This window comes from Paenibacillus sp. FSL R10-2736 (assembly GCF_038000245.1).
Taxonomy (GTDB): domain Bacteria; phylum Bacillota; class Bacilli; order Paenibacillales; family Paenibacillaceae; genus Paenibacillus_AQ; species Paenibacillus_AQ phytohabitans.
Genome location: NZ_JBBOBN010000002.1, coordinates 219,060 through 237,215, shown reverse-complemented (window position 1 = coordinate 237,215; position 18,156 = coordinate 219,060). Strand labels below are relative to the sequence as shown.

17 protein-coding genes are annotated in these 18,156 nt (G+C 51.6%); 12 read left to right on the top strand and 5 right to left on the bottom strand.

The window, feature by feature from the left end; genetic code table 11:
* Nucleotides 1-214: 214 nt before the first annotated feature.
* The gene (locus tag NSQ73_RS29010; protein ID WP_340989649.1) at nt 215-1,057 is read left to right on the top strand and encodes an EcsC family protein; all 843 of its coding nucleotides are present in this window, start codon (nt 215-217) and stop codon (nt 1,055-1,057) included.
* 141 nt (nt 1,058-1,198) lie between these two features.
* Here the strand turns inward: NSQ73_RS29010 and NSQ73_RS29005 are convergent, their stop codons facing one another.
* Nucleotides 1,199-1,522: a putative quinol monooxygenase gene (locus NSQ73_RS29005; protein WP_039294950.1), complete on the bottom strand. Its 324-nt coding sequence runs from the start codon at nt 1,520-1,522 to the stop codon at nt 1,199-1,201.
* 81 nt (nt 1,523-1,603) lie between these two features.
* On the opposite strand from NSQ73_RS29005, the gene NSQ73_RS29000 reads away from it, so the two are divergent.
* From NSQ73_RS29000 to NSQ73_RS28965, 8 genes are all read left to right on the top strand, one after another.
* Nucleotides 1,604-2,863, top strand: a complete 1,260-nt coding sequence (locus NSQ73_RS29000; protein WP_340989648.1) for a nitric oxide synthase oxygenase — start codon at nt 1,604-1,606, stop codon at nt 2,861-2,863.
* A gap of 652 nt (nt 2,864-3,515) precedes the next feature.
* Nucleotides 3,516-4,064 (top strand): TetR/AcrR family transcriptional regulator, encoded by a 549-nt coding sequence (locus tag NSQ73_RS28995; RefSeq protein ID WP_340989647.1) that lies wholly within the window; start codon nt 3,516-3,518, stop codon nt 4,062-4,064.
* A gap of 582 nt (nt 4,065-4,646) precedes the next feature.
* Nucleotides 4,647-5,633: an NAD-dependent epimerase/dehydratase family protein gene (locus NSQ73_RS28990; protein WP_340989646.1), complete on the top strand. Its 987-nt coding sequence runs from the start codon at nt 4,647-4,649 to the stop codon at nt 5,631-5,633.
* Nucleotides 5,634-5,723: 90 nt separating this feature from the next.
* Complete coding sequence (locus tag NSQ73_RS28985; protein ID WP_340989645.1) at nt 5,724-6,080, top strand: nucleotide excision repair endonuclease; 357 nt, start codon at nt 5,724-5,726, stop codon at nt 6,078-6,080.
* A gap of 475 nt (nt 6,081-6,555) precedes the next feature.
* Nucleotides 6,556-7,278, top strand: a complete 723-nt coding sequence (locus NSQ73_RS28980) for a hypothetical protein (RefSeq protein WP_340989643.1) — start codon at nt 6,556-6,558, stop codon at nt 7,276-7,278.
* Nucleotides 7,279-7,283: 5 nt separating this feature from the next.
* Nucleotides 7,284-8,591: a polysaccharide deacetylase family protein gene (locus tag NSQ73_RS28975; protein ID WP_340989642.1), complete on the top strand. Its 1,308-nt coding sequence runs from the start codon at nt 7,284-7,286 to the stop codon at nt 8,589-8,591.
* A gap of 192 nt (nt 8,592-8,783) precedes the next feature.
* Nucleotides 8,784-9,881 (top strand): 23S rRNA (adenine(2503)-C(2))-methyltransferase RlmN, encoded by a 1,098-nt coding sequence (gene rlmN, locus NSQ73_RS28970; RefSeq protein ID WP_039294932.1) that lies wholly within the window; start codon nt 8,784-8,786, stop codon nt 9,879-9,881.
* A 111-nt stretch (nt 9,882-9,992) separates the two neighbouring features.
* Nucleotides 9,993-10,280, top strand: coding sequence for a DUF6509 family protein (locus NSQ73_RS28965; RefSeq protein WP_039294928.1), 288 nt, complete (start codon nt 9,993-9,995; stop codon nt 10,278-10,280).
* Nucleotides 10,281-10,431: 151 nt separating this feature from the next.
* Here NSQ73_RS28965 and NSQ73_RS28960 read toward each other — a convergent pair whose 3' ends face one another.
* The 3 genes from NSQ73_RS28960 to NSQ73_RS28950 form a co-directional block, all read right to left on the bottom strand.
* Nucleotides 10,432-11,181, bottom strand: coding sequence for an esterase family protein (locus tag NSQ73_RS28960; RefSeq protein ID WP_039294924.1), 750 nt, complete (start codon nt 11,179-11,181; stop codon nt 10,432-10,434).
* A gap of 13 nt (nt 11,182-11,194) precedes the next feature.
* Nucleotides 11,195-12,364 (bottom strand): ATP-grasp domain-containing protein, encoded by a 1,170-nt coding sequence (locus tag NSQ73_RS28955; RefSeq protein ID WP_340989638.1) that lies wholly within the window; start codon nt 12,362-12,364, stop codon nt 11,195-11,197.
* An 89-nt stretch (nt 12,365-12,453) separates the two neighbouring features.
* On the bottom strand, nt 12,454-12,891 hold the full coding sequence (locus tag NSQ73_RS28950; RefSeq protein WP_340989637.1) for a MarR family winged helix-turn-helix transcriptional regulator: 438 nt from the start codon (nt 12,889-12,891) through the stop codon (nt 12,454-12,456).
* Nucleotides 12,892-13,149: 258 nt separating this feature from the next.
* On the opposite strand from NSQ73_RS28950, the gene NSQ73_RS28945 reads away from it, so the two are divergent.
* The 3 genes from NSQ73_RS28945 (at nt 13,150) to NSQ73_RS28935 (ending at nt 16,701) form a co-directional block, all read left to right on the top strand.
* Nucleotides 13,150-14,634 (top strand): DHA2 family efflux MFS transporter permease subunit, encoded by a 1,485-nt coding sequence (locus tag NSQ73_RS28945; protein WP_340989636.1) that lies wholly within the window; start codon nt 13,150-13,152, stop codon nt 14,632-14,634.
* Between the two features lie 89 nt (nt 14,635-14,723).
* Nucleotides 14,724-15,206, top strand: coding sequence for a transcription elongation factor GreA (gene greA, locus NSQ73_RS28940; protein WP_042140416.1), 483 nt, complete (start codon nt 14,724-14,726; stop codon nt 15,204-15,206).
* Between the two features lie 568 nt (nt 15,207-15,774).
* Entirely contained in the window at nt 15,775-16,701 is a 927-nt protein-coding gene (locus tag NSQ73_RS28935) for an AEC family transporter (RefSeq protein WP_039294905.1), read from the top strand.
* 493 nt (nt 16,702-17,194) lie between these two features.
* Here NSQ73_RS28935 and NSQ73_RS28930 read toward each other — a convergent pair whose 3' ends face one another.
* Nucleotides 17,195-18,037 (bottom strand): aldo/keto reductase, encoded by an 843-nt coding sequence (locus NSQ73_RS28930; protein ID WP_336102716.1) that lies wholly within the window; start codon nt 18,035-18,037, stop codon nt 17,195-17,197.
* Nucleotides 18,038-18,156 lie beyond the last annotated feature (119 nt).

The following is an 18,156-nucleotide window of genomic DNA, read 5'->3' as shown; positions in this document are numbered from 1 at the left end:
TTCCGGATTTACTCCGGGAATGCCTGTTTGCTATTTATCTAATTAGGGGCCAGCTTATACAAACTTGTGCAATCATTCGGAGTGAATAAGGTTATAAGGTATCAGGCACATCTATAATATACGTGAACCGGATCAGGGGAAGGCTACGTAGTAATACCACTAAGACGCAGACGCAACAAACATGACAAGACCATCATTCAAGGGAGGCATAAATATGCCGGAAGCTAATGATTCACGGGTACCGCTTGAGACACCCGAGACACTGCATGCGGAACTTGCCCGGATTGCCAAGTGGGAGAAAGAGCAGAATAAGCTGATGATCTGGGACCGGATTACCCGCCTGCCGTTCAAGCTGCTTGATAAAATCACACCGAAGATTATTCATGAGAAGGTAGGCAAGCTGCTGGATGAGCTGGGCAGCTACATCCAGAATGGCGGCAACTATCTGGTTGCCGGGCGCAAGGTAGGCACGCTGATCGGGGAGGCAAGCGTGGCAGCCGGGGGGACGGGCAACGGGCCGTATCCGCTGGCTGTAATGGATGCGGCAGCGCTCCGGCTCTCAGAGAGGAGCCGGAATACGGCAACTGCCCAAGGGGCTACTACCGGCTTCGGCGGAATCTTCACCCTTGCTGCCGATATTCCGGCTGTTCTCGGACTTTCATTGAAGGCCATCCAGGAGATTGGCCTATGCTATGGCTACGATCCGACAGATAAGGCGGAACGGATATTCACTGTGAAGGTGATGCAATTCGCATCCTCCGATATTGTCGGCAAGCGGACGATTCTGCGGGAGCTGAATTTGCAGGCCGGCGGGGACGGCAACATCATTGCCGGAACGAACGCGGCAGTCTCGAAGATTCAGGGCTGGAAAGAGGTTGTTATGGTATACCGTGACAATTGGGGCTGGAAAAAGCTGCTCCAGACTGTTCCGGTTGCAGGCATGTTCTTTGGCGCGTATCTCAACCGGAAGACGCTGGAGGATGTGACGGAGGCTGCCCGTATGCTATACCGCAAAAGACGGATTATCGCCAGGCTGGCTGAGCTGGAGCTGAAATAAGTGCTCTGATTGAAGCGGAACTGCGCAAGGATGGCAGCGGGGCTGCCGGCAAGGCGGGCATCATGAGATAGAGGCAAGGATTACTGCCCTAGGGCTGCATTCCTTGCCTCTATTTCAGGGAAGGTATAAGGGTTCAGCCGCCTATGGGGCAGTTGAGCCGAACGCCAGCCCTTTTCCGCCTACAGGTATTAGCTTGACCGGCTCGACTCCGGCAATCAGCGGCATGGCCCGCTGGATCGTGGCACGGGTGGCCTCCAGGGCAAGGGAAGCAGCATGGGCTTCCGCACTGCTCCATACTTCTGTGACCCAGAGGATATCCGCCTCGGATTCCGAGAGGTTCACGATATACAGCTCGCATTCTTGGACAGGCTCAGCCGCCGCTGCGGCTTCCAGCAGAATGGCAGCCAATGCCTCCCGTTCACCCGGTTTAGCGGTGAATTTCGCGTACATTCCGAATTTGCTCAACCTCATCACCCCAGCATGTAGTTATCCGCTCCAATAGCGGAGTTGATCAACATTATTTTATCAGAAACAAGGAGTGAAAGAATGAATCGAATAGATCAGCAGCCTAACATTGATGAATTAATCGGGCAGGCGGAATCCTTCATCACTGCATGTTACCAGGAGCTGGACAAGTCAGAGAGTGAGCGGGAGCGGCGTCTTGCAGATATACATGAAGAGGTAATTCTTACGGGCACCTATATACATACGGAGGAAGAACTAACCCATGGGGCGAGGATGGCCTGGCGTCATAACAGCCGCTGTATCGGAAGGCTGTTCTGGCATTCGCTTACAGTGCTTGACGCGCGCGGGACAGAGACTGCGGAGGAGGTGGCCGAGGCGCTATTCCGGCATGTGGAGCATGCGAATAACGGCGGCAGGATCCGGCCGGTCATTACCGTATTCCGCAGCGGAGAGCAGCCGGATAGAGCTATCCGGATCTGGAATCATCAGCTGATCCGTTATGCCGGCTATCCCGGGGACGGGGAGCAGCCGCGTGCTGGTGATCCTGCGTCGGATGAGTTCACTGCGGTCTGCCGGAAGCTGGGCTGGCAGGGGACAGGCGGGGATTTCGATATTCTGCCGCTTGTCATCAGCATCGGCGGGGAGGAACCCCGCTGGTTCCCCGTCCCGCCGGGACTTGTGCAGGAGATTCCGCTCACTCATCCGGAGATCGGACGGTTCCCAGAGCTGGGCCTGCGCTGGTATCCCGTTCCGGTTGTCTCGGATATGTGCCTGGAGATCGGCGGCATCCGTTACCCGGCGGCGCCATTCAACGGCTGGTATATGGAAACGGAGATCGGCTCCCGGAATCTGGGGGATACAGAACGGTATAACCGCCTGCCAGCAGTGGCTGATCTGCTGGGCCTGGACCGTTCGACTAATACCTCGCTGTGGAAGGACCGCGCGCTGCTGGAGCTGAACCGCGCTGTACTGCATTCCTTCAAGCAGGCCGGGGTCAGTATTGTCGATCACCATACAGCGGCAGATCAGTTCGTCCGCTTCCAGGAACAGGAGAAGCGGCAGGGGCGCGAAGTATCAGGCAAATGGGGCTGGCTGATTCCCCCGATGTCGCCTTCGTCCACGCCGATCTGGAACGATAACACCTTGAGGGATTTGCATCTAAGTCCGCGTTTCATGTACCAGAAGAAGGCGTACGCGGACGGGTTAGATGCAGCAGCCGGTCCATCCAGTGAAGCTGGCGGCTCTGCCTCGTTGCATGCGGGGACGGATGATCCGGCAGCAGAGTCTGAGCAACAGGGCGCTGCCGAAGCGATGACATGTCCTTTCCATCACCCCCACTAACTCCGGTCCAGCGTCCGGTCCGGCAAAGTAAATAATTATAGGGGGAATAATTGGCTTAGCGCCGCGTGCAATCTCTCTGCACGCGGTTGAAAGGGGAGCTGGTGCGGCGATGCGCGATTTGATTCAGGCGGCACGGCTGTCTAGGCGAAAGGGCTTGGCAGTATGGCGGCCGGAAATAGTTGCTTTTTCTCCACTTGCTCATGAACGGAGGAGCCCCTGCGAGGAAACAGTTGGAAAATCAGCACTTAATATGCTGCAATAGATCAGAACGGAGGAAATACATGGAATTAAATTGCATTTATCCAACTAATTCCCTCGAATACTCCGAAACATCCGAATTAAGATACGTTTATCCAATTAATTAGGGAGCGGAGGTCTATCACCTCCATTTTCCATTTTTGCAGTTGCTAATCCAAAGTGAAATTTAGCCGGAATGGTGAGTGAGGTCTAAATTAACCTTAGGGAGGTGCTGATTGGTGCTGATTCGTGCTGATTCGCCTTCCGGGAGATTTTGTTCAGTAATTATTATTTTTCAGGCTGTGGTTGATTATTTAAAGATTGAAGTATATACTGCTAAACAAGAGAGTGATTGATCAATAACCAAAAGACAGCCAAACGATCACCTAACATTCCGGCAGAAAGGGAGAACTATATGAACAAGCAATCGGGCACTATCCGTTCCAAAGGAGAGGAGACCGTTCCGGTAAACCGCAGGGAGCAGATTCTGGAGTCGGCTGTAGTTGTGTTTGCAGAACATGGCTATTACCGGGCTACAACCGCGCAGGTGGCCGAGAAGGTGGGGATATCCCAGCCGTATATCTTCAAGCTGTTTAAGAATAAGGAGGAGCTGTTCATTGCTGCGCTGGAGCGGGCTTTTGAACGGATTCTCCGCACCTTCTCAGGGCTTCAGGCTCCCGCAGACCATCTCCTTGCAGAGGCCATTCAGCTATACGAGCAACTGATGGAGACCCATCCGAATGAGATTATTCTGCAGGTGCAGGCCATCGGCATCCGGGATGAAGCTATCCGCCAGTCGATGCAGGCTGGAATTCTGGAGGTAACCCGTCTGATGGAGAGCAAGTTCTCGGCAGCAGGGTTTGCGCACCCGGAGGTGGAGGTGAGCACCTTCATGGCTAACGGTATGCTCTGCAATATCGCCCTCACGCTGGGAATGCCGGAGCTGAAGCCGAAGCATTTGTAAGCATCGCGGAGCGGGCTGGGGGATGATCGGAGTAACGGTGCAACAAGCGCTGGAGGAGGATTAAGCAAAATTCAGAGCCACAGGCAAGAGTCAGCTGCTACATAATTCCCATCCAGCCGGATCATCATTTTTTCAGGCTCAAGTAGTGACTGATCAATAACTTAATAATGTAATGGATAACTAGCAAAGAATTAGCAAAGAACAAGCAAAGCTTGAACGAAACGAAATAGTGGTACGTGTCCATCATTTCATTCTGAGCGCAGGTAAGCGGTCATGAATAGATAATGTTGTACGTATTACAACTTGGGCTCATGGATACGGATGGCTTCGTAATTATTGTTGTACGAAATACATGAATTGTTCCACTTAGCCGCCTGAATCAGATGGAATGCTGCCTTTTGTGCAACAATGTTCAATTTAGCCCGATTTCCTGGGTAGAATGTTGTATTTCGTGCAGGATTTCAGTTAACAGCTTAAATTAAGTTCAGCTATCTACCATTTATTTTTATTATTTAGTTAGTGATCAATCACTAACAAAAATTAATAATAAATAACAATCTATTATACCAGGAGGAATTTCAAATGATAAATAAAGCGATGGTACTGGGAGCAACCGGAGGGACAGGAACGGTGATTATTGCCGAGCTGCTTCGAAGAGGGATCAAGACTGTAGCCTTTGGGCGCTCCATGCCGAAGCTGGAACAGCTCGCGGCCAAGCTCGGGAATCCAGCAGGGCTGAGCCTGCAGACCGGAGATGTGTTCCGTGCGGATGATGTATTTAAGGCCGCGCGCGGGGCTGATGTTATTTTTCACAGTGCATCGGTGCCTTATCACGAAATGGCCGCGAAGCTGCTGCCGATGGGTGAAGCTGTGATGGAGGCCGCGAACCGCCTGGGGGCGAAGGTAGTGGCTGTAGACGGGATTTATCCGTATGGCAGAAGAGTGAATGAGCAGCCGATTGACGAGAACTATCCGAAGAATCCGCATACCCGCAAGGGGAAAATAAAGCTGGAATTCGAGCGGATGTTCTTCAGCCCGCGCTGGAGCGGCACGAAGGGAATGATTGTCCGCCTGCCGGATTATTACGGCCCCACGGCCAATGAAGCCTCTTACCTCGGATCGACGCTGGAAGCCATAGCTGCCGGTAGACTCGCGATGTTCATCGGCAATATGAACGTTCCGCGCGAATACGTCTATCTGCCGGATGCGGCAGTGATGATGGTGGAGCTCGCCCTCCGCGAGGAGGCCTATGGGCAGAACTGGAACATTCCTGGAGCAGGCGTGATCTCCGGCAAAGAGATCGTCCGGATTGCCCGCGAAGCCGCCGGAAGCTCGAAAGTGGTTATCCCCTTAGGCGCAGCAGGTTTGTCACTGCTCGGCCTGTTTGTACCGGTAATGAAAGAGATTGTCGAGATGCTGTATCTGACGAAGGAGCCGTTGCGGCTCAGCGGTGCGAAGTACGAGCGGGTAGCCGGACCGGTTCCGGCCACGCCTTTTGAACAGGGGATAACAGCGACGATCCATTCCCTCCAGAACCGTGCAGATGAAAATGTACAAATCCCCTTATAAAACAGGAGTAATCTGCAGAAGATAGAAATAGTCAGGTTTCCCAATCTGTGATACTATTTATTTCTATATACAATGAGGAAGTGAAGCTTAATGATCAGCATTACCATTCCGGCACCGGAAGTTACTATTTTTAAGCAGGAGAACCCTGTGCTCAGCCATATTTACGGATTTTCGGATTTTCACCTGATTACCCGCGAAGCCGGCGGCATCTTCATGTTCTACAATGACAAGGATGAGCTGCTGTTTGTAGGCAAGGCACGCAAGCTGAGACCGCGGATCAAGAAGCACTTCGAAGATAACGTATCGGTCATGAAGCCTCACCGCGACGAGGTTACCAAGATTGAAGTCTGCCTCGTGGAAGACCCGGTCGACAGAGAAATTTATGAGACTTACATTGTGAACAAGCTTAAGGCGAAATACAATGTGGAGAAGGTACTGTATAAATAATGGTTTGGATGAAAAGCGTGGTCCCTGCTTCCTGCGGACTGCGTTTTTTTGTTGTTCAGGAAATTATGCTGTTTGACCTTTTGCAGGCGGGGTTCCCGATGTAACTTGGATAATGATGCATGCAGGTGCCGTCCGGTCAGGATGGTGCCTGTTTGCTGTACAGTTAAGCGTTAAATCCCGGATTTGAACCGGGAGATGTATTACTCTGGCCTTAGGATGCTATGACAACACGCCGGAATAATCCGGGATTTTCGGGCGCGGTGTGGTCCTTGTTTTTCGGGAACGTCCAGTACAAATGGCATAGGTGATTTATCCTGAAATAAGCCTGTCAGCGGCTTGTATGGCGCAACTTAGGCCTTTGGATACATTTAGTAAAGTTAGATACTAAGGCTCACTAACGCATCCGCTAAATCAACTATAATAAACTCGTATATGCTCGACATATTTTGACATTTATAATGAGGTGATTATATAGATGGCGGCTCCGTTTTTTAAGAAGAAAGAAGCTGTGGACAAACCGGCCAAACCGGGTATGGTTCAAAAGGTTCAACTGGCCGAACCTCCGCCCGAAGATAGCGATAATTATGAGAAGGCTGAAAGTTCTCCCGGCCTCGTGTCCGTCGGCAAAGCGCAGCTGGATAAAAAGTCGCTGGATCTTGTCTTCGCAGTAGAGCAGATGATTCAGGCCCGAGCGCATGCTGAAACGAATAACCATGAGCTGCAGGACCGGCTGAATCATTCCAGCAGTCATGTGGAGAGGCTGGGACGGGATCTCAAGAACCTGAACAAGGTAATTGAAGAGCGGGAGAAGAGCATCCTGGAGCTAGAGCATAAGCTGGTGGAGAAGAATCTGAAGGTGGACCAGGTACTGGAGGATTACCGTGAGCTGCACACGACCCTGTCAGGAGAAATGGATGAGCTCAAGAGCACCATTGATCTGGAGCAGCAGAAATATGCCAATCTTGTACAAAAACATAATGATGCCATCTCCGAGAAGCTGAAGCGGATGAATGAGCTCGAAGAGAAGATCGGGCGCCTGGAGACAGAGAACAGTCACCTGAAACAGAAATACGATACGGTCCGGCAGGAGAAAACCTACCTCTCCAGCATGATCAGCGATTTCACCAACCGCATGACCGTACCCTTTGGCGGAAGCACTCCGCCGGCAGAGCGTAACGACAGCAACGGAGATACATAGGACTTATGCCAGTACACCCGGCGAACGCTGCTCGGATGGTAGAGCTGCTGTCCCTTGAGCAGAGGCAGGGCGTCTATCAGATGGAGGTAGGTTTAACCCACAGCAGCGGTTCCGCCCGCCAAATACTAATCATCGATGAATATACATATGTGCAATTGAGTATGCTTGGCCCCTTCGCGGGTCAGCGTGTGCGTCTGTCTCTCTATCCCAAATGGGACCCCTTCCGCCGCAGCTTTTTCAGCTCCCTGATCAAAATGAACCAGACGTTTAGCGAAACGCTGTATTATGCCTGCTCCGAGGAGTATGCCTCGCAGCTTGTGAAGGCGCGGCAGGAGGAAGAACGTCCAGCCGGGCCCGAACCTGCTGCTCAGGTACCGTCACTTGAATTGCCGCAGCATAGACCTGGACAACTGAAACGCAGCCGCAGCCTGCGGCCTGCCCGGGCCATACTGCTGCGCGGTATTCTGTTCAGCTGCCTCATCGCATTGTTCCTGCTGCGCATGGACGGCAAGCTGTTCAGCAACAGCGCAGAAGCCCATGAGGACCCGTTGCAGGCAGCCGTAGCTGCGGACGTCAGCAGCAGTCCCCTTATTAATGTTATACCGGTGATCCAGACGGCGGCCTACCAGAGCAGCGAAGTCCCGGCAGTCCCGGAAGAGGCTCCGGAAGATACCCTGGAAGATACCCCGGAAGATACCTCTGCAGCGGCTCCGGAGACTGCGGTTGAAGAGATTGAACTGGACGGGAACAGCTATGAATACAGCCTGCCTCAGGGGTATGTGGCCTTATCCTTCGACGATGGGCCCTCGCAGTACACAAGGCAGATTGTAGATATTCTGGACGAGTATGGTGTGGCGGCGAACTTCCTGTTTATTGGACAGAACGCCAGCAGCCGCCCGGCAGAGGTCAGCTATGCTAGTGAGCATGGCATGCCAGTCGGCAGCCACTCCTGGGATCACAGTGATATGACACGGAACAGTCCTGAGGAGAACCGCCAGAATCTGGAGCGGGCCAGCCGGCAATTGGAGTCGAACATGAACTCTGCGGTAACTATCTTCCGTCCGCCTTATGGTGCAGTTAATGATGAGCTGGCCGCTGAGGCGAAGCGGCAGCATATGAAGCTGCTGCTCTGGAACCGGGACCCAGAGGATTGGAAAGCCGATAATGCCCCGCAGGTCCTCCGTTATTTCCATACAACGGACCCGTCAGGCGGCATCTACCTGCTGCACGAAAAAGCAGTTACGGTCCAGGCACTTCCTGAGATTATTGAGTATCTTCAGGCACAGGGACTGAAGTTCGCCGTCTTCAAATAAAAAGCAGGAAGCGTATCCCGGATCGCGGGGTGCGCTTTTCTGCGTATGTGCACGGAAATGACCCGGAATCGGCAGCGTTTCCCCTTGTTTTAATAAACAAAATTTGAGACAATAAGTTATTGTTGTTGCTAATGTCCCCCGCAAGGTAGAATAGATTGATTGAACTTTAAAGTTTTGAAAAGAGGATATGAAATGAATAAAGAATCCATTTATGGATTGACTTTGGAACAACTGACCGCCTGGCTGCTGGAGCATGGGCACAAGAAATCCCGTGCATCCGCTGTCTGGGAATGGCTATACCGCAAGCGGGTTACCAGCTTTGCAGAGATGACGGGGATGAACCCGGACTGTGTACAGCTGCTGGAAGAGCATTATGTCTTTCAGACGATGGAAGAGCATGTGAAGCAGGAATCGGCTGACGGCACTGTCAAATTCCTGTTCCGCTTACAAGACGGCAACCTGATTGAAACGGTGCTTATGCGGCAAAAGTACGGTCTGTCCGTCTGCGTCACCACTCAGGTCGGCTGCAATATCGGCTGCAGCTTCTGCGCAAGCGGGCTGCTGGCGAAGAGCCGAGATCTCACCAGCGGCGAGATTGTCGAGCAGATTATGAAGGTCCAGCTTGATCTGGATCAGGCCGGTCTTGGGCAAAAGGTCAGCCATGTAGTCGTAATGGGCATCGGTGAGCCGTTCGATAATTTCCGGCATCTGCTGAATTTCCTGATTACGATCAAGGATCACAAGGGTCTGGCCATTGCCGGCAAAGGCATTACCGTATCCACCAGCGGTCTGGCTGACAAAATCAGAGAATTCGCCGACGCCAATATGCAGGTCAATCTGGCGATCTCCCTGCATGCGCCGAATAATGAGCTGCGGACACAGATCATGAAGATCAACCGTGCCATTCCTATAGAGAAGTTAATGCCGGCGATTGATTACTATCTGGAGAAGACCAACCGGAGAATTACCCTGGAGTATATCCTGCTGAAGGATATCAATGACCGTGAGGAGCATGCCCTGGAGCTGGCCGAGTTAATCGGAGACCGGCGCCAGCTGGCGAATGTGAATCTGATCCCGTATAATCCGGTAGATGAGCATAGCCAGTACCAGCGGAGCGAGCGGGAATCCGTGCGTGCGTTCTTCGATACGCTGAAGAAACAGGGCGTCAGCGTCAGCACCCGGCTGGAGCACGGAGTCGATATTGATGCGGCCTGCGGACAGCTGCGCAGCAAGCAGATCAAGAAGACCAAAGGCAAGGCAGAGGTGCCGGCAGCGCAGTTTCCCGGATAAATTAGGCAGCAGTTTGTCATCATAAGTACGATGCTGTCTAAAAGGACAGCAAAGGCGTTTCTACTTGTGTTACAATAATCTGGCAGTGATTTGAGAAATGAGGAATGCGACGTGTTGACATTTACAAGCTACACCGTGGAGAACGTAAGAGATCCTTTTGGAATACTAAGCGGCAAGCGATATGAGTTCGTCATTAACCTGGATGTGCCGGAAGATGATGAGCTATACGTAGAGAACGGTGTTTCGGCCCGAGTAATTGTGAAAGTGGAAGAAGAGCAGACAAGCATTGTCAGCTACGATCTGCAGGAAACATCGTCAGGCAAGGTTCTCGATTTCGATATGGAAGAAGACGAGGAAGCAGCACTGGTTCTGTTCTGTTCAGAGCATTTGCCTGAATAAGACTTGGCTGTAAGTGCTGGAAGGAAACTGCTGAACCTGGCGGTTTCCTTTTTTTGTTGCCTTGAACCGGGTGAGCGCATGCCAAAAATGGGACTGCCGCAGTCATCTGCAATGATGACTGGACAGTCCCGTTCTTTTTTCTATACACGTGCTACAAGCAGCCTTCCACATAATAATGAATCTGCTTGTTCCACCACGGCCAGTCATGACCGGCATCATGCCCCCAGTAGTCGATCCGTGCGGGAATGCCTTTGCGTCCGAGCACATCCTGAAGCAGCCGGGTCTCATGCAGCATTTCATCCTCATACGCGCCTTGTCCGACGCAGACGATGATGTTGCTGCTGCGGTACTGGTTCAGATAATAATCATCCGTCAGTCCCGGCAGATAATGCAGCGGTGAATTCAGGTAGATCTGCTCACTCATATAGTCGCCGAAGAAATAATAGGTGGAATAGACGCCGCTCAGGGCGATTAAGGTATCGAAATATTGCGGATAACGGAAAAAGAAGCTGGCACTGTAATAAGCGCCCATAGAGCAGCCTGAGATCAGAATGCGCTGATCGGTCCCGCCGTTGTTCTGCTTGCTCTGGTGGAGGATGCCGGGAATCAGCTCATACGCGATATATTTATCATACTGCTCATGGCGGTGCACCCGGTCCTCGTTATTCCAGTGAGTGGAGAAGAAGGTCTCTTCATCAATACTGTCGCAGGCCCATATCTGCAGCTTGCCCGCTTCAATGAAGGAGGAGAGCGTGTCAATCATACCCGAATCCTCATATTGATAAAAGCGTCCAAGCGACGTGGGGAAGACGAGCATCGGTTTGCCGGCGTGGCCGTATATTTTATATTCCATGTCTCTGCCCAGGTTGTGGCTGTACTCCTTATGGTAGCTTATCCTCATCCGTTAACACATCCTATCCCTCTTCTTGGTGAATATAACCTCTGATGTCCCTAACCTCCGAAAGCTCGGGAGAACGGAACTGATAAGCGCTGTTGCCCATCGCTCTGCTGAATACCTCTTCGATCTCGGCATAGTTCACAATCCGCCCGCCGAATGTGCGGTAGATGTCCTCGTGGCTGTGAGCGTAATGCTTATGATTCTTGCGGCTGGCATAGCCAACGTAATATTTGCCTTCGTAAGGACCGCCGACCTCATTGTGTACGATCATGCTGGCCCATTCTTTATAGACATCCACATCGTATGCGAAGTTAATGGCATCGGTCATCCAGGCGCCCGGGGGACGCATATTCACTTCCAGGGCAATGATCCGGCCATCCTTGTGTGATTTGAACAGCTCGATATGGAAGAACCGTTCCCGGATGTCAAAAGCCTTCAGAATATTCTTCCCGGCCTCTTCTACCTCGGGGCTGATATCTCTCAGACAGAAATAGTAGAGGTGGTTATCCGTGTTGACGACCTCCATGACACTATTCTCGAACAGGTGGCTGACCGCGAACCGCACATTGCCGTCAATATCCACCAGCCCGTCATAGGTGAGGATAACTCCATCGATGAATTCCTCAATAATAAAGGCTACATCCTCCGGCTTGGTGTCAAAAAAGTGCTGCAGCTCCTCTTCGTTATTAATCTTGTACGTATTGCTGGCACCGGAGCCGAGATCGGGCTTAACCACCAGCGGGAAGCCGGCGCTTTGGATGAAGCTCTCCACGCTTTCACGCGTAGTCCCGGTGGAGAACTGAACGGTGCTTACACCGCTTTTATGGAAGAATTCTTTCATCTTGGACTTCTGCTTCAGGTTGGAGACGAAATCGGACTTGGTGCCGTAAATGTTGAAATCCGTGCGGATAGCGGCATCCTGCTCCAGCCAGTATTCGTTCAGCGACTCGAAGCGGTCAATCTTACCGTATTTATAGGTGAAAAAAGCAACGGCCCGCAGGATCTCCTCGTAGCTCTCCAGATTGCTTACTTTATAATACTCCGTCAGTGCCGACTTCAGCTTGTCCTCCAGCTGGTCATATTCGGCATCGCCAATCCCGAGCACCGTCGCCCCCTGCTGCTGCAGCTGGGTACAGAAATCAGCGCTGTTCTTGGGGAAATGCGGGGAAAAGAAGATAAAATTCATGCAGAACCAGCCCCTTTGGCTAAAATATAATTCCGAGTTAAATTGTATGATTAATTCAATCTACCAGTTTCGTCATTATTCGTCAATCCTTAGTCTGGCTTTTGCTGCAGTTTCCGGTTGAGCCTGGCCAGCAGCCCGCTGAAGGTCTGGCAGTCCACGGGAGACCAGTCTTCAAAAATCTGCTCATAGCGCTGCAGCCGGATGTCCCGGGCCTCGGCAAACGTCTGCGCACCCAGCGCGGTAATCTGAAAATAGCTTGATCTTCCATCCTGCGGATCAGGCACCTTTACCACATAATCCTTCGCCTCAAGGACGCTCGTCTGCCTGCTGATGGTAGAGGTATCGAGGCCGAATTCTTCGGCGAGCGCTTTAACGCCTACCTTATCGTGGTTCGACAGATGGTGGAGCAGGGTGTAGGAGGAGCGGTCCAGTCCGCCATGTTTTTTATCCAGCGAGCCGAGGCGGATTAGCGTAATGAGCTCATGGTTCAGGGTTTCGAGGTTTTTATCAGTCTGTTCATCAGCCATAGTTAGTATCCGTCCTTTATGATTGAGTAATTCTTAAGGTCCAGCCTTATATGTCTCCATATTATAAGTGATAATACAGCCCTAAGCGAAAGCTGCCGGTTATTTATGAAAGCATAATGAAACTCTAATGAAATAAGTCATATTGACTTCCAGGATGATAGTTGTATAATACACGTATATTGAAATGATTGTATCATACACCTATATTAGTGTGAAGCTAATGTTTATAGTGGTGGCAGTGCAGAGGAGAGAGCATACTTGGGTAATCAGACGGCAAAAAATTCATCATTCTGGCTTATTATTCTGGCCATCTTTTTCGGTAATTTCATGGCCATTCTCAGTACAACAACGATTAACGTTGCGTTCCCGGTGTTTCTGAAAGACTTCCATGCAGAGATCAGCACGGTGCAATGGATGATTACGGGTTATCTGCTGGCTACCGGCGTAATTGCTCCGGTCGTAGGATATTTCGGCGACAAGTGGAGCTATAAATATCTCTATGTGTTTGCCCTGTCGGGCTTCACCTTGTTCTCCGGGCTGTGTACCGTGGCCTGGAGTATTCATTCCCTGATTATTTTCCGGATTGTGCAGGGAATATTCGGCGGGCTGATTATCCCGACGACGATGACGATGATTTATCAGTTTATCGAGAAAGAGAAGCAGGCTTTCGCCATGAGCCTCTGGAGCCTGTCCTCCATGCTGGCTCCTGCCTTCGGGCCAACGCTCGGCGGCTGGCTTACCGGCTACTTCGGCTGGAAATCGCTGTTCATGATCAATCTGCCGATCGGCATCATCGCGATTGTGGTAGCGCTGAAATGCCTGCCGTTCCAGCGTCAAACCGCCAGCAGCAGAAGCTTCGATCTGCCTGGATTCGTAACCGTGATTCTGAGCAGCGCCTTTATTATTCTCGCTTTCAATAAGGGGAATGCCTGGGGCTGGACCTCATGGAAGACCTTATCCCTGCTGCTGATTGGTGCAGCAGCCTTAACCTACTTCATCCGCCGGGAGCTGTCTCTGCAGGAGCCGCTGCTGAACCTTAAGGTGTTCAAGCAGAACCGGTTCACCTACAGTCTGATCATTAACTGTATTATTACCGTTGCGTTATACTCGGGGACCTTCTTAATTCCGGTCTTCCTGCAGGACATCCAGCAGTCCACTCCGCTGAAGACGGCACTTGTACTGCTGCCCGGCTCGATCGTAATGGCGGTCATGTCACCGGTCGTCGGCAAGCTATATTCCCGGATCGGCCCGTTCTGGCTCATTCTCAGCGGTATTCTGCTGCTGAGCGCTTCAACCTGGGAGCTTAGCCATATTACGCTGGCCGTTACACATACCCGTGTGGCGATGCTGATGGCCCTGCGCAATGTTGGCATTGCCCTGGCCTTCATGCCGGTGACGAATGCCGGGATGTCAGCCGTACCCAAGCAGATTACGGGGCATGCTTCTTCCGTGACGAACTGGGTCCGCCAAGCTACAGGCGCGTTGTCCATTGCCGTGTTCAGCTCCTTGCTCGCCTCCAGATCACTCGCCCATCAGCAGGAACTCAGCGGCGGAGCTTCTGCGGCAGGTGCGCTGATCAAGGCGCAGGGAATGACCCTGGGCGTACAGGATATTTTCCTGATCGCTACATTGGTTGGCCTGCTGGCGATTCCGCTGACCTTTCTGCTGAGAAGCGGAATCGGCAAGGCTGCGGCAGCTCCTGTGCTGCAGGCCGGGGCCGGGAAGCAGAGGGCGAACAGGTAAGCTGATGGTTAGTATATCCATTTCTTTTTACAACTCCGCCTGAAATGGGGTAGAATACAGTAAAGCAGGCACAAATAGGAGTTGTATACATGTCCAACAATGACGAAGTGTTTTTGACGAAAGAAGGTTTGGCCAAGCTCGAGGATGAGCTGAGAGAACTTAAGGGAGCAGGGCGCAAAGAGCTTGCAGCCCGGCTTAAGCTGGCGATCAGCTACGGTGATTTGAAGGAGAACAGCGAATACCACTCCGCGAAGGAGGATCAATCCTTCATGGAGACACGGATCATGATTCTGGAGAAGATGCTGATCAAGGCGCAGATTGTGGATTCCAGCAATATGGATCTGAGCACAGTCAGCGTAGGCTGCATCGTCATTCTGAATGATGTGGAATACTCCGAAAAGATTGAATATAGAGTGGTAGGTCCCGCAGAGGCTGATGTGCTGGACAACAAAATTTCTTACGAAAGTCCGCTCGGCAAAGAGCTGATCGGCAAAAAAGTGGGCGACATTATCAGCGTCAATGCCCCGATGGGCGTCATCAAATATGAGCTGCTTGAAATTAAAATGCTGTAAATCTTAAATCCTGTAATTCTTAAATCCTGTACCCTGCTTTAATAAGGGTACAGGATTTTTTGTCTAAAGATAAGAATTTATACGCTACGCCTGATAACCGGTGGTGGAGGTAGAGCCAGTGGATCGAAATAGATGGAATTTCTCCACTTGCTTATGAGCGGAAGATTACCTGCCGGACAATAGTTGTAAAATCAGCACTTAATAGGCTGCATATAAATCAGAATAGAGAAAAGGCAGGAAATTAAATGACGTTAATCCACTTAATTGCGGCAAAGGATCATAAAAAGCCGAATTAAGATACGTTTTTCCAACTATTATCTCAGAGTGGGATGCCTATGCCGTCAATTCCAGGTGATTGTCATGCACCTTGGCAGAGCAGGGTAGTGAGGTCTAATCTATCCCTTGGTAAGGTGCCGATTCTGCCCTTCGGGCGGAAATTGTTGCAAAGACTGCAAGCGGCGGGCTGCCATAGGCAGTTTCTATTAAGGATATTGATTCCGGGTCTTAGACGCTCCTTGCCCCAAAGGGTATAGTAGGGAGTAACTAAAGAACAGAGGGGTCCTGGCTTGTGATTCAGACTGTACTATCGACACTTGTAGAGGTTATTGTGCCGCTATCCATTCCGGTGGCCGCCGGGGCGCTGCTCGGACGTTATAAGAATCTTGACACGAAGCCCCTGCTGACGCTGTACCTGTATTTTCTCAGTCCGGCGATTATCCTGGATACGCTTGCTACGGCGGAAATCTCCTTCGATGATGTCTATAAGACGCTCGCATTCTCGCTGCTGAATCTGTTTCTCTTATGGGGGCTGGCTACCCTGATCGGCAAAATCCTGAAGCTGGCTCCGCCGGAAGCCGCCGGCCTGACGCTCATCTCCACTTTCACGAACAGCGTCAATTACGGTCTGCCGCTGGTGCTGCTGGCCTTCGGCCAGCTGGGCCTGGACAAGGCATCGGTCTATGTCATCGCCCAGATGGTGATTGTGAATACGATCGGCGTGTATTTTGCCGCCAGATCACAGTTCTCGGTGCGCAGCGCCGTGAAGTCAGTCTTCTCGCTGCCGGCCATCTATGCGGCCATTCTGGCCCTGCTGCTGCGGGCGCTCGGTCTGCATATGCCGCATGAGCTGGCTTCGGGCGTATCGATGGCTGCAGGAGCCTACTCGCCGGTAGTGCTGGCGATTCTCGGCGCGCAGATGGTGAAGGTCCGGGCTGCGCATACGGAGCGCAACGTGCAGCTTGCATTCTGGACGGGGCTGACCGTCCGGCTGCTGCTGGCTCCGCTGCTGGCCGCACTGGTGCTGCTCGCGCTGAACATTACGGGCACCTTATTCTCGGTGCTGCTGATTCTGGCCTCGATGCCGGTAGCGGTCAATTCCGTGGTGCTGGCCGAACGCTTCGGCAGCTCGCCATCGCTGGTCTCGCGCTGTATTGTCTGGACTACGCTGGCATCCTTCCTGGCTCTACCTGTGCTTATTGCTATGGTGGGCGGTTAGAGCTGCAGAGACGGCAACGAAAGGGAAAACGGGGCAAGGAGTGAGAGTAAGGAGTAAGAGTAAGGAGTAAGAGTAAAGAGTGAGAGTAAGGAGTGAGAGTAAGGAGTAAGAGTAAGAGTAAGAGTAAGAGTAAGAGTAAAGAGTAAAGAGTGAGAGTAAAGAGTAAAGAGTAAAGAGTAAAGAGTAAAGAGTAAAGAGTAAAGAGTAAAGAGTAAAGAGTAAAGAGTAAAGAGTAAAGAGTAAAGAGTAAGAGTAAGAGTAAGAGTAAAGAGTAAGAGTAAGAGTAAGAGTAAAGAGTAAGAGTAAAGAGTGAGAGTAAAGAGTAAGAGTAAAGAGTAAGAGTAAGGAGTAAGAGTAAGGAGTGGGAGTAAAGAGTAGGAGTAAAGAGCAAAAGAAGCTCCCGTCTTCAAACTGTGAAGGCGGGAGCTTCTTCTATTAGCAGATATACAGCATGCTGCACATCAGGCTGGACACCAGACGGAACGTCAACCGCTTAGAAATCGAAATTGTCTGGATCGGGACCGGTCCGCTGATCACGATTGAGGCTGTCAATGCGGTCCATTTCGGCGTCACTCAACTCGAAATCGAATAGGGAGGCATTCTCGATGATCCGCTGCTCTCTGGTTGATTTCGGAATGGTGACGATCCCATGCTGCAGATCCCAGCGCAGGATGATCTGGGCAACGGACTTGCCGTGGCTGGCGGCGATTTCCGTTAGCACCGGCTGATCCAGCAACTGGCCCTGCATCAGCGGAGCCCATGCTTCGATCTGGATGCCATGCGTCTTAGCGAAGCTCCGCAGCGGCTGCTGGGATAGATAAGGATGCAGCTCAACCTGATTGACCATCGGCTTGATCTCCGCATCCTGCAGGATATCCTCCAGATGATGAATCTGGAAATTGCTGACGCCGATGGCTTTGACGCGGCCTGCTTTATAGAGGGCTTCGAGCGCTCTCCAGGACTCCTTGTATTTGCCCTTCACCGGCCAGTGAATGAGATACAGATCCAAATATTCTAAACCCAGCTTCTCAAGACTGGCCTCGTAAGCAGCAAGGGTCTCTTCATAACCAAGGTCTGCATTCCAGACCTTGGAGGTTATGAACAGCTCTTCGCGGGTCAGCTTGTTCCCGGCCATAGCTTCCTTGACCGCTTGCCCGACCCCGTGTTCGTTGGCATAGACTGCGGCTGTATCAATACTGCGGTAGCCGTGGGCAATTGCGGACTTCACCGCCTGCACCAGCCCGTCGCCGTCCTCTACCTGAAAAACTCCGAGTCCAACCCACGGCATACTCACGCCGCCCTGAAGTATTGTTCTATCTTGTAAATGCTGTGCCATATCGAATGACCTCCTGAAGGAATAGTGTAGTTAAAGTTAAGATAATAATTAGACAAGCGGAACATTCAATCCGCAGATTGATTCGCTGATGACAGAATGAAGACTTTAATTTCACACTG

Excerpts from the sequence above, each read along its gene's own strand:
- NSQ73_RS29010 (WP_340989649.1), top strand. The coding sequence starts at position 215 with ATGCCGGAAGCTAATGATTCACGGGTACCGCTTGAGACACCCGAGACA.
- NSQ73_RS29000 (WP_340989648.1), top strand. The coding sequence starts at position 1,604 with ATGAATCGAATAGATCAGCAGCCTAACATTGATGAATTAATCGGGCAG.
- NSQ73_RS28995 (WP_340989647.1), top strand. The coding sequence starts at position 3,516 with ATGAACAAGCAATCGGGCACTATCCGTTCCAAAGGAGAGGAGACCGTT.
- NSQ73_RS28990 (WP_340989646.1), top strand. The coding sequence starts at position 4,647 with ATGATAAATAAAGCGATGGTACTGGGAGCAACCGGAGGGACAGGAACG.
- NSQ73_RS28985 (WP_340989645.1), top strand. The coding sequence starts at position 5,724 with ATGATCAGCATTACCATTCCGGCACCGGAAGTTACTATTTTTAAGCAG.
- NSQ73_RS28980 (WP_340989643.1), top strand. The coding sequence starts at position 6,556 with ATGGCGGCTCCGTTTTTTAAGAAGAAAGAAGCTGTGGACAAACCGGCC.
- NSQ73_RS28975 (WP_340989642.1), top strand. The coding sequence starts at position 7,284 with ATGCCAGTACACCCGGCGAACGCTGCTCGGATGGTAGAGCTGCTGTCC.
- rlmN (WP_039294932.1), top strand. The coding sequence starts at position 8,784 with ATGAATAAAGAATCCATTTATGGATTGACTTTGGAACAACTGACCGCC.
- NSQ73_RS28960 (WP_039294924.1), bottom strand. The coding sequence starts at position 11,181 with ATGAGGATAAGCTACCATAAGGAGTACAGCCACAACCTGGGCAGAGAC.
- NSQ73_RS28955 (WP_340989638.1), bottom strand. The coding sequence starts at position 12,364 with ATGAATTTTATCTTCTTTTCCCCGCATTTCCCCAAGAACAGCGCTGAT.
- NSQ73_RS28950 (WP_340989637.1), bottom strand. The coding sequence starts at position 12,891 with ATGGCTGATGAACAGACTGATAAAAACCTCGAAACCCTGAACCATGAG.
- greA (WP_042140416.1), top strand. The coding sequence starts at position 14,724 with ATGTCCAACAATGACGAAGTGTTTTTGACGAAAGAAGGTTTGGCCAAG.
- NSQ73_RS28930 (WP_336102716.1), bottom strand. The coding sequence starts at position 18,037 with ATGGCACAGCATTTACAAGATAGAACAATACTTCAGGGCGGCGTGAGT.